The sequence below is a fragment of the Sphingobium indicum B90A genome, assembly GCF_000264945.2.
Taxonomy (GTDB): Bacteria; Pseudomonadota; Alphaproteobacteria; order Sphingomonadales; family Sphingomonadaceae; genus Sphingobium; species Sphingobium indicum.
Window position 1 is genome coordinate 1,257,309 of sequence record NZ_CP013070.1, and the last position, 8,886, is coordinate 1,266,194.

The 8,886-nt window shown below is 62.8% G+C and carries 15 protein-coding genes and 1 tRNA gene; 9 read left to right on the plus strand and 7 right to left on the minus strand.

All coding sequences use genetic code 11. From position 1 onward, the window contains the following. The first annotated feature begins 51 nt into the window (after positions 1-51). Entirely contained in the window at positions 52-240 is a 189-nt protein-coding gene (locus SIDU_RS06015) for a hypothetical protein (RefSeq protein WP_013040016.1), read from the plus strand. Between the two features lie 18 nt (positions 241-258). On the opposite strand, the gene SIDU_RS06020 is transcribed toward SIDU_RS06015, so the two are convergent. Continuing rightward, complete coding sequence (locus tag SIDU_RS06020; protein ID WP_007685859.1) at positions 259-387, minus strand: entericidin A/B family lipoprotein; 129 nt, start codon at positions 385-387, stop codon at positions 259-261. A 134-nt stretch (positions 388-521) separates the two neighbouring features. On the opposite strand from SIDU_RS06020, the gene SIDU_RS06025 reads away from it, so the two are divergent. From SIDU_RS06025 to SIDU_RS06050, 7 genes are all read left to right on the plus strand, one after another. Next, a tRNA-Val gene (locus SIDU_RS06025) sits at positions 522-596 on the plus strand. Between the two features lie 167 nt (positions 597-763). Beyond that, on the plus strand, positions 764-2,551 hold the full coding sequence (locus tag SIDU_RS06030) for a DNA cytosine methyltransferase (protein ID WP_007685860.1): 1,788 nt from the start codon (positions 764-766) through the stop codon (positions 2,549-2,551). Then, complete coding sequence (locus SIDU_RS06035; protein WP_007685863.1) at positions 2,548-3,012, plus strand: hypothetical protein; 465 nt, start codon at positions 2,548-2,550, stop codon at positions 3,010-3,012. The genes SIDU_RS06030 and SIDU_RS06035 overlap by 4 nt, the downstream gene beginning before the upstream one ends. After that, positions 3,009-3,476: a hypothetical protein gene (locus SIDU_RS06040; RefSeq protein ID WP_007685865.1), complete on the plus strand. Its 468-nt coding sequence runs from the start codon at positions 3,009-3,011 to the stop codon at positions 3,474-3,476. Before SIDU_RS06035 ends, SIDU_RS06040 begins: the two co-directional genes overlap by 4 nt. Continuing rightward, positions 3,473-4,180 carry a DNA-methyltransferase gene (locus tag SIDU_RS06045; RefSeq protein WP_007685867.1) on the plus strand — a complete coding sequence of 236 codons (708 nt, stop codon included), beginning with the start codon at positions 3,473-3,475 and terminating at the stop codon, positions 4,178-4,180. Before SIDU_RS06040 ends, SIDU_RS06045 begins: the two co-directional genes overlap by 4 nt. Before the next feature lie 11 nt (positions 4,181-4,191). Then, positions 4,192-4,371, plus strand: coding sequence for a hypothetical protein (locus SIDU_RS19240; RefSeq protein ID WP_148663246.1), 180 nt, complete (start codon positions 4,192-4,194; stop codon positions 4,369-4,371). After that, positions 4,368-4,718, plus strand: coding sequence for a thermonuclease family protein (locus SIDU_RS06050; protein WP_039980019.1), 351 nt, complete (start codon positions 4,368-4,370; stop codon positions 4,716-4,718). The genes SIDU_RS19240 and SIDU_RS06050 overlap by 4 nt, the downstream gene beginning before the upstream one ends. 89 nt (positions 4,719-4,807) lie before the next feature. Here the strand turns inward: SIDU_RS06050 and SIDU_RS06055 are convergent, their stop codons facing one another. After that, positions 4,808-5,050 (minus strand): hypothetical protein, encoded by a 243-nt coding sequence (locus tag SIDU_RS06055; protein WP_007685871.1) that lies wholly within the window; start codon positions 5,048-5,050, stop codon positions 4,808-4,810. Between the two features lie 112 nt (positions 5,051-5,162). On the opposite strand from SIDU_RS06055, the gene SIDU_RS19620 reads away from it, so the two are divergent. Beyond that, the gene (locus SIDU_RS19620; RefSeq protein ID WP_039980020.1) at positions 5,163-5,588 is read left to right on the plus strand and encodes a hypothetical protein; all 426 of its coding nucleotides are present in this window, start codon (positions 5,163-5,165) and stop codon (positions 5,586-5,588) included. A gap of 28 nt (positions 5,589-5,616) precedes the next feature. Here SIDU_RS19620 and SIDU_RS06065 read toward each other — a convergent pair whose 3' ends face one another. Genes SIDU_RS06065 through SIDU_RS06080 form a run of 5 tightly spaced genes read right to left on the minus strand, consistent with a single transcriptional unit; the run spans position 5,617 to position 8,859 of the window. Further along, positions 5,617-6,162, minus strand: coding sequence for a glycoside hydrolase family 108 protein (locus SIDU_RS06065; protein ID WP_007685873.1), 546 nt, complete (start codon positions 6,160-6,162; stop codon positions 5,617-5,619). Further along, complete coding sequence (locus tag SIDU_RS20205) at positions 6,159-6,281, minus strand: hypothetical protein (RefSeq protein WP_257787147.1); 123 nt, start codon at positions 6,279-6,281, stop codon at positions 6,159-6,161. The genes SIDU_RS06065 and SIDU_RS20205 overlap by 4 nt, the downstream gene beginning before the upstream one ends. Further along, entirely contained in the window at positions 6,278-6,640 is a 363-nt protein-coding gene (locus SIDU_RS06070; RefSeq protein ID WP_007685875.1) for a hypothetical protein, read from the minus strand. The genes SIDU_RS20205 and SIDU_RS06070 overlap by 4 nt, the downstream gene beginning before the upstream one ends. A gap of 28 nt (positions 6,641-6,668) precedes the next feature. Continuing rightward, a complete protein-coding gene (locus tag SIDU_RS06075) occupies positions 6,669-6,860 on the minus strand; it encodes a hypothetical protein (RefSeq protein ID WP_007685878.1) in 192 nt (63 codons plus the stop codon). 7 nt (positions 6,861-6,867) lie between these two features. Further along, the gene (locus tag SIDU_RS06080; RefSeq protein ID WP_007685880.1) at positions 6,868-8,859 is read right to left on the minus strand and encodes a glycosyl hydrolase family 28-related protein; all 1,992 of its coding nucleotides are present in this window, start codon (positions 8,857-8,859) and stop codon (positions 6,868-6,870) included. Between the last annotated feature and the right edge of the window lie 27 nt (positions 8,860-8,886).

Here is an 8,886-nt window from a genome sequence, read left to right on the forward strand (position 1 = left end):
ATTGTGCAACGCAGCAACAATCATCCAGGCATGTTGCAGAGAGGCAGGATCATGACCCTCAAGGCCAGAGCGCGGGAAAAGGTCGAACGGGCGGGAATATCCAACTATTCCTTCGACCAGGACGTGCTGGTGATGTGCGGCGTGCGCTACACGATCGCGGCCTGCGACTGCGGCGAACCGGAATGCGACGGCGTCCGGCTGGAGAAGGATGCGGCCGTCGCCAGCCGCATGCTCCAGTGATCGGACGATCCGGCCGGATCAGTTGATCGCTTTTTCCCCGGCTCGGCCGACGGATTCGATGTCCCGGCCCGCGCCCTTCACGGTATTGCACGCAGCCAAAGAGGTAAGAAGCAGCCCGGCGATGACCAGGGCGACGGTTTGACGCATGTATAGGCACTCCTTCTGAAAGCGTATCGACTATAACGCGGATGGAGCAGATAAGTCCATTTTCGGAAAATAGCTTGTGCGATGTGCTTGACAGGCGGCGCGGTGGATGCCAATGGCCGCCTCCTCCTTAAAGGGGGCGCGTAGCTCAGCGGTAGAGCACACCCTTCACACGGGTGGGGTCACAGGTTCAATCCCTGTCGCGCCCACCATTTTTCTCCTTATTTTCAAGGGGATTAATGGCGGAAGTCCTGAATAGGACGATCTCCAAAATACGGAACAAAACGCGAATTTACGTCGGTTTCCGACGTCTGTTCGTACAAATCCCGTACAGGGACGCCGTCGCTGTGCCCTCCGTCGCGAATCGGAGGGCCGCCTGATGTTCCAAGGTCTCTTTATCGACGGGTTCGCCGGCGGCGGCGGCGCGAGCACCGGCATCGCGCAGGCTATCGGCCGCGAGGTCGACATCGCGGTCAACCACAGCGAGACCGCGATCGCGATCCATAAGGCGAATCATCCGGGCACGGAACATTTCTGCCAGGACATCAAGGCGATCTGGCCGCTGGCGGCGACCAAGATGCAGCCGGTCGCGGGCGCCTGGTTCTCGCCCGACTGCAAGGAATTCAGCAAGGCGAAGGGCGGGCCGGTCAAGGATCGGAGCATCCGCGCGCTCTGCTGGGAGGTGGTCGCTTGGCTGAAGGATGTCCGCCCGACCTGCGGCTATCTCGAAAATGTCGAGGAGTTCGAATATGCCGCGCCGCTGGACGAAGAAGGCAACCCGATCAAGGGGCAGGAGGGACGCGAGTTCAAGCGCTTCGTGAAGGCCATCCGCGCGCTCGGTTACAAGGTGGACTGGAAGATCCTGCGGGCCTGCGATTATGGCGCGCCGACGAGCCGCAAACGCCTTTATATGATCATGCGCTGCGATGGGCTGAAGATCGTCTGGCCCAAGCCGACCCATGGCCGCCCCGATTCGCCAGGCGTGAAGCGTGGCAAGCTGTTGCCCTATCGCACGGCGGCGGAGATCATCGATTGGGGCATTGAGGCTCCGTCCATCTTCGACCGCAAGAAGGATCTGGCGGAGGCCAGCAATCGCCGGATCGCGCATGGCGTGATGCGCTATGTCGTCAACGCGATGAAGCCCTATGTCGTTCGCGAGAATGGCATTGTCGTGCCGCACCTCATGACCAACCGGAATTCGCAAAAGCCGTTCAACGGCGCGAACGAGCCGACCCACACGATCACCGCCGGCGGCGCGCACCTCAATGTCGTGCAGGCGGCGCTCGTCTCCTATGGTCAGCACGGCGGGCACAATCGCCCGGTCGATGAGCCGCATCACACAGTCGCCGCTTCGAAGAAAGACACGAACGGCGTTGTCGCGGCTACGCTTGTGCAGACTGGCTATGGCGAGCGACCAGGCCAGCAGCCCCGTGTTCCGCACCTGGACAAGCCGATCGGCACGATGGTCGCGGGCGGCGCGAAGCACGCGGCAGTCACCGCCTTCCTGTCGGCCTATTACGGCAGCGGCAAGACGAACGGCGGTGGCGAGCCAGAGAGGCCACTGCGCACAGCGCGGGCTGGGGGGACGCATCACGCCGTCGTCACGGCCCATATCGAGCAAGCGAACGGCGGCCCGCGCAACACTAGGTCGGCCGGGCGCGCCGCTGATCGCCCGCTGTCGACGGCCACTGCGTCCGGCTCGCAGCAGCGGATCGTGCAAACCACGCTGATCGAAGAGGATGCGCTGCCGCCCGAAATGATGGACCGGGCCGTCAAGGTCGCCGCGTTCCTGGTCAAATATTACGCCACGGACGGGGAGAACGAGACGTCGCAGATCCAGCCCGTCGATCGGCCGCTGGACACCATCACGACCAAGGCGCGCTTTGCCGTCGTCACGGTCACCATCGACGCGATCACCTATGTCATCGTCGACATCGGCCTGCGGATGCTCACGCCGCGCGAGCTGGCGCGGGCGCAGGGCTTTCCCGACAGCTACGTCCTCGATCCTGAGTGCTGGTACACGACCGAGAAGGGAAATCGGAAATTCGGCCGTCTCCCCAAAGCGATGCAGATCAGCGCCATCGGCAACAGCGTCTGTCCGCCGGTCGCCCGCGCGCTCGTCGCGGCCAACCAGCCGGGCCTGGCAGAGATGAGAATGGCCGCATGATGCAGCTGGACCTATTCGCCCCGGTCGCGCCGAAACACGATCGCGGCGCGGCGCTCCACGCGGTCGACGATCTTGCCGACGCCATCAACTCGGCAATGCTCGAAGCAGGGCTATATGCCTACAGTGGTTCATGGGATGCGGGGTTGGTCATCAATCCCGATGCGCCAGAATCGCGCGGCGCGGGCGTTGACCCGGAAGCCCACGCCCGCCAGTGGCCCGCGACTTGGCATATCTGCGGCCACCGCCCCGACGCCCTGTTCGTGGAGGTGCGACCACGTACAGGCCAGCGGCTCAGCGGTACCGTGAAAGCGGTTCTGGAGGTGATGGCGAACGTCCCCGGCGCGAACGCCCGACTGGAGAGCGAGCAGCACCCTGCGCCCTATCATTCCTACGGCATGTGGCGCTGGGGCGACGGCTGGATTGCGACCGAAGACCCAGAAGCAAGGAAGGCAGCAGCATGACGAAATACGCATCAACCACCACCGTCAGCAGCGCCAAGAGCAAGGCGGAGATCGAGGCGCTCGTCGAACGCTACGGCGCGTCACAATTCGTTTCCGGCTGGAGCGCCGATCATGCCGTCGTCGGCTTCACCATGCGGGATCGGCAGGTGAAGTTCGTGCTGACGATGCCGGACAAGAATCGGCCGGAGTTCACGCACCACAGCAAAGGGCCGCGCACCGCCGAGGCTGCGCTGGCGCAATGGGAGCAGGCTTGCCGATCGCGCTGGCGGGCGCTGCTACTGGTCATCAAGGCGAAGCTGGAGGCAGTCGAGAGCGGCATCAGCATCTTCGAAGATGAGTTCATGGCGAACATCGTTCTGCCGGACGGTCAGTTGGTCGGGCAGTTCATGCGTCCCCAGATCGCCCATGCCTATGAGACGCGCGAGATGCCGGCGCGGCTGCCCTATGTGCCGGGGGACAAATGACCCCCATCACCATCGGCAACGCCACCCTTTATTGCGGCGACAGCTATGCCATCCTCCCGACGCTGGGCTGGATAGACGCGATCGTCACGGACCCACCCTATGAGTTTCGCGCCGAAGGCGGCGGCATGTACCGCGCCGCGCGCCAGGGCATGGACCAGATCCTGGACGAAGGGCTGGCGGACGGCTTCGACCACAGCATCATCAACCCGCTGCTCTGCGGGTCGGTCGTGGTCTTCTGCCATAACGACCAGCTGCCCAAGCTGCTGCCCTATCTCGACGGCAGCTTCGAGCGGCAGGCGGTCTGCATCTGGCGGAAGAAAAACCCGCAGCCCGTGGCGAACAAGCATTATCGGCCGGTGATGGAGTTCTATGTCCACGCCTGGAATCGCGGGCACCATCCTCGCGGGACGCTGGATGACCTCGATCGCATGATCGTCGCCATGTCGCCGCGCGGAGAGGCGAAGTTCGGGCACGCCACCGTGAAGCCCGACGAGGTGATGGACAAGATCATCAGGAACGTCGCGCCGGGGGTGATTGCTGATCCGTTCATGGGCACGGGCAGCACTGGAGTCGCGGCAGTGAAGGCTGGTCGGAAGTTCATCGGGATCGAGAAGAACCCGACGCACTTCGCTACGGCTTGCGCGAGGTTGGCGGCGGCGCAGGGGTTGGAGATCGAGGAACAATATGCGACGGCAGCGGCATAGGGGGAAGAATCATGACCATGAGAACCTTCACGGTAGAGCGCCGCTGTCCGACCTGTGACCGCAACGGAAGCATCACGTTCGAAGAGCCGATCCACGACCAGAGCGGCCAGAACACGCGCGCAATCGACGTGACCGGCTGTTGGACCATCGGCGCTGATGGACGTCCAGTTAACCGTTGTCTGCCGAAATGATCGCCGCTCTCCTCCTCGCCGCCGCCGTGACCGTCGTGGACGGCGACACCCTCCGCATTGACGGCGAACGCATCCGCCTGCTCGGTATCGACGCGCCCGAGATCCACGGTTGCCGACAGGGCAGGGTGTGCGTCCCCGGCGACGGCAACGCCAGCAAGCGCAGTCTGGAGGGGATGATGGGCGGCCGGATCAGCGTGCAGCGCGTCGGGCAGGACCGATACGGGAGGACGCTGGCGCAGGTCTATGTCGGCGGGCGCAATGTGGCGTGCGAGCAGCTGCGGCGCGGGCAGGCGCAATATGTCGCCAGGTGGGACAATGGCGGGCTGCTGGCAGCGGATTGCCGGTGAGGCGCGCGATCTTCATAGCTGAGGCTGTAATAATTGGCGCGCTCACCATCGTTGCGGTCGGACAAGGTTTCTGGAACGCGGGCACCGCCCTATTTCGGCTGTTCTGACGCGCATAGCCGATCCCACCGCGCATTGTGAGCCATGATCTCGTCCACCGTCTCCAGCGTGTCATAGCTGTTCGCCGACGTCTCCGGCTTCGTCTTGCTCGGCGTGGCGAAGCTGATCGCCTTGAACGCCGTGCAGGAGGTGTCAACAATCCTCGGGGTTTCGCGCGTGGCGCAGGCAGGCAGCATCACGCACAGCAGGATCGTGGCGGACAGCTTCTTCGGCATTGATCGCCTCCAGAGTTCGTTGAAGGTTGGTTGTGGCGGCCTGCTCGCGCACTTCTGACGCGCCAGCATCTCGGGCCTGTTCGACGGCACTGTCTTGTGCGCGGTCGGCCCAATGGACGATCAGGAGGATCAGCAGGGCGATTCCACCGGCCACGAGGAAGGGCCAGAAGCGCTTGAGCAGGGCGAGCGGAATCAGGTTCACGGCGCTTCTCCAAATATCGCATTGGTGTGGTTGACCCCCGCAGCCGATGCAGAGGATGCGGAAAACGCCCTTGCGAAAATAGGCGGTCAGCGCTTCACAGCCGCAGTCGCACCGAAAGACGGTATCGCCCACTGCGCCGCCGAATGGATGCCTGGGCGTTCCTTTGGGAAGATCGCAGGATGGGCAATCCACGAACATGGTTCCCACGGGCGCGACAGCATGGAACTCATGCCCACAGCCAATGCATTTGCATTGACCAGACCAATGCGGTTCACGCTCTTGCTTCGCAGCGGCGAAAGATATGACCGTCATTCATCCTCCCATGTGCAGCCGTAGAACATGAAGAGTGGGAGCCAGAGGAAGATCATGGCTGGCCGACGCGGTTCGCGATCCAGCCATAAACAAAACTCTCTTGGCTGGGATTTTCCTCCGCGATCTCGACATATCGACCGCACTGGAGGCCATCGAGCACCTTGCGCAGCACTTCGCCGCCCGCCGCGCCGCGTTTCGCTATGAAGCCCTTGAGGGCGGCCAGCGTGACCGGCCCGACATTGCCGTCCACCGGCACATCGGGATAATCGACCGCGCCCCGGTTTAGGACATTAAGCGCGCGCTGGAGGAATCGCCCGGCCGCCGCCACGCCCATATTGATGCCGGTGTCGAACAGCTCGTCGCCAATGGCTGGACAGAGCGCGGCAACCTGGTCGAACTTCGGCCCGGTCCAATAGCGCGTCTTGTAGATGTTGACCGCCGCCGATCGGGGCAGCGTCTTCATATCGGCGAGGAAGCCATAGGCCCGCGCGACCTGCTCTGTGATCCCCCAATTCGTGGGTCCGCCGCGATCGGCAGGATGGTTCGAATAGCCACCCTCGCGCCGGATCACGTCATCGATCAGCTTGTCGACGTTCACCGCTTCACCCTCCCATGATGCCCCTTGCATCGCCGGTCATGGACATGCGCCCGCCACAGGGCGAAACTCGCCGCTCCAAGGCTGAGCGCCGTCACAAGCGCCAAAATCTCGGCGTTCATGCGCCTTCTCCTTCTCCGTCAGGGATGCCCACCCGCTTCTGGAAAAGATATTTCGCCGCATCGATCAGCATGGCGAACCCGACGAAGCCGAGGCCCATCGTCACCAGCACGCCGAGAATCGGGGGAAGGTCGAAATAGACCCGCCCCGCCGTAGCCAGTGTCGCAAAGGCTGGCAGCGCGGATAGCTCGGTGATCGCCAGCCACTTGCGCCGCTTGTGCCAAGCAACCAGCTTGACCGGATCGCTCGGCATTTCGAGGTCGAGGCGCGCCATCTTGTGCGCGATCTGACCGACCGCGACCGTCGCCCCGGCAATCAGCGCTAGTGCCCACCACGCCAGAAAATCACGCAAATCGTTCATCTATTTCCCCCGACCCTTGTCGTTTTACTCACTGAATGGGGATTCCACTTTTATGATCACCATCATCGTCCGCCGCAGCAGCAGGCGCATCCTTCTTCGCCGCCGCCTCCATCGCCGCCTGTAATTCAGCCACCGCGTCACGGTGATGGAACTGGAGAAGCTGCCCCTGCAATTCGAGGATCTGCACCTTCATTCGGGCTATCTGGACTTGTTCGCTCATGGATTCCTCACGCATAGGTAGGGACGTAAACAGCGGCACCCGCGCTGTCGTAAAAGGTGAGATATTTCCCGTTGGCGGCCTTGGTGGCGGTTGCCGCCACCTGACCAAGCTGGAGATTAGTGCCGCCGCGCAGGGTGATACCGTTGCACTCGATAGATCCTGCCGCGACCGCCGATCCGTTCGAGTTCGATGGCGCGTAAGTCTTGAGCCCGCCGTCGATCCCGACGTAGAACAGCTCGTTGGCGTCGGCCGCATCCTTGCATTGGATGAAGCGACCGGTGGGTGAACTATCCGTATAGCGCCAGAGGGTCAGGGCGGGCAGCGCATTGGCAAGCTGGCGGCCCTCGAACAACGCACCCTTCACGGCTGGCGCGTTGTTGAAGTGAACGCCATAACCGATCGTCTCGGTAAGCCCGGTCGTATTGTTGTTGTAGACCGTGTCGATCTCGATCGGGAACTTGGCGTTGGTGAACAACCCCACCTGGGCGTTACGGATGGAAATGCCCGTCGCCCAATGCGCCTCACCGCCGCGCTGGATATCGATGGCGACCAGCTTGCCGTTCTGGACATCGCCAGAGCCGGTTATGAAAATCGCCCGGCAATAATCCAGCGTCTCAGCATAGGAGTTCAGATTGAACTCGTACATCGCCCCGGCCGCTCCGGTGATGTTCATGACCGGATTGCAGATTTCATAATGGACTTCACCTGCGATCGAGGCGTCCTCGGTCCCCGTCTCCAGCCCCTCATAGCGTCCGGCGAACCACTGGCGCTTGTGAACGGTGAAGCTCACGCCGCTGGCGGTGGCCCCCAGATACGGAGCGGGCGTGTTCACCCAATTGCCGTTGGCATCATAGCCGACCGTCACGGTATTGGCGTCGGCGTCGACCGACAGGATGCGCAGGTTGCGCGTCGTCGCGCCGTCATACCCCCATTGCGAAACCGCGCTGGTGATGCGGCACCCCTTGTAGAGCGATCCGATCACACCGGCGGGCACATTGGCGATAACCGCCGATCCGTTGGTCAAGTTGCCGGTGATGGCTTTCGGCCAGCCCGCCAGGCTGTCGGCCGTCCATTCCCAACTGTCCCCGACAACCGCGCCACCCGCTGGTGAATTGACCGTGCCGAACGCGATCTTGCGCTGGCCGCCGATCACGCGCAGCCAGGGGTTGGTGTAAAGCGATGCGAAGGTGCCGGCGCCAGCATCAGGATCGCCCAACCCTGGGCCGTGAAACTGGATGGCCGTGTCGAAAATCCAATGCACTGGCTTGTCACCTGCATCGGGGTTATCGCTCAGATAATAGCCTTCGCTGCCGACTTGTGGGACATAGATGCTCCCACCCCACGCAACCGCATCATAGGCAGCAGAGAACGCGGCGTAATCGTCAGTGACACCATTGCCGACCGCCCCGAAATCTTGAACATTGACGAATTGCTGCAACTTCTTGCCGACGGTTCCGGCGCCATAGGCGACAGCAGGAGCAAAGGCGGACATCCCGGCACCTTTGCCCGAGACCGATTCAGCAAGATCCGTGCGCAACCCGGCATCCGCGCCAGTGCCGACGGAAAATCCCCAGATGCCGCCCGGCAGAGAGATCGGGAAAAGGTTTTCGAACCCGCCACCAATGGGGATCTTCGGCGCCCGGTCGAGCGCGCTCTTCAGATAAAGCGCGCGGACGACGTCGCGGTCGTTCACCTCATTGACGACATTGGGCAGGAACGCCTGACCGGAGGCAAAGGAAATCGCCTGGAGGAAGCTCGGCTCCGACACGATATAGACCTGCCCGGATGCCGGCGGCGTGCCGAACGTGACCGTGCCGCCCTCGCTCGCCAGCGCGACGGCATAGGCGTTGTCGCCAACGATAGTGTCCGAGCCATCCACGGAGCGGATGAAAACGGCGACATCATCGGCCGCCACAGCCTTGAAGGTGAACGGAAAAGCGACCGTGACCCCGTTGGCCTCATATGGCCCCGAATAGGTGTCGGTCGATGAAACTGCCATTCTCTTGCCTCCGGGATGGTGGGCAAG

Excerpts from the sequence above, each read along its gene's own strand:
- SIDU_RS06080 (WP_007685880.1), bottom strand. The coding sequence starts at position 8,859 with ATGGCAGTTTCATCGACCGACACCTATTCGGGGCCATATGAGGCCAAC.
- SIDU_RS06075 (WP_007685878.1), bottom strand. The coding sequence starts at position 6,860 with ATGAGCGAACAAGTCCAGATAGCCCGAATGAAGGTGCAGATCCTCGAA.
- SIDU_RS06070 (WP_007685875.1), bottom strand. The coding sequence starts at position 6,640 with ATGAACGATTTGCGTGATTTTCTGGCGTGGTGGGCACTAGCGCTGATT.
- SIDU_RS19240 (WP_148663246.1), top strand. The coding sequence starts at position 4,192 with ATGACCATGAGAACCTTCACGGTAGAGCGCCGCTGTCCGACCTGTGAC.
- SIDU_RS06015 (WP_013040016.1), top strand. The coding sequence starts at position 52 with ATGACCCTCAAGGCCAGAGCGCGGGAAAAGGTCGAACGGGCGGGAATA.
- SIDU_RS19620 (WP_039980020.1), top strand. The coding sequence starts at position 5,163 with ATGGACGATCAGGAGGATCAGCAGGGCGATTCCACCGGCCACGAGGAA.
- SIDU_RS06045 (WP_007685867.1), top strand. The coding sequence starts at position 3,473 with ATGACCCCCATCACCATCGGCAACGCCACCCTTTATTGCGGCGACAGC.
- SIDU_RS06030 (WP_007685860.1), top strand. The coding sequence starts at position 764 with ATGTTCCAAGGTCTCTTTATCGACGGGTTCGCCGGCGGCGGCGGCGCG.
- SIDU_RS06035 (WP_007685863.1), top strand. The coding sequence starts at position 2,548 with ATGATGCAGCTGGACCTATTCGCCCCGGTCGCGCCGAAACACGATCGC.
- SIDU_RS20205 (WP_257787147.1), bottom strand. The coding sequence starts at position 6,281 with ATGAACGCCGAGATTTTGGCGCTTGTGACGGCGCTCAGCCTTGGAGCG.
- SIDU_RS06055 (WP_007685871.1), bottom strand. The coding sequence starts at position 5,050 with ATGCCGAAGAAGCTGTCCGCCACGATCCTGCTGTGCGTGATGCTGCCT.
- SIDU_RS06040 (WP_007685865.1), top strand. The coding sequence starts at position 3,009 with ATGACGAAATACGCATCAACCACCACCGTCAGCAGCGCCAAGAGCAAG.
- SIDU_RS06050 (WP_039980019.1), top strand. The coding sequence starts at position 4,368 with ATGATCGCCGCTCTCCTCCTCGCCGCCGCCGTGACCGTCGTGGACGGC.
- SIDU_RS06020 (WP_007685859.1), bottom strand. The coding sequence starts at position 387 with ATGCGTCAAACCGTCGCCCTGGTCATCGCCGGGCTGCTTCTTACCTCT.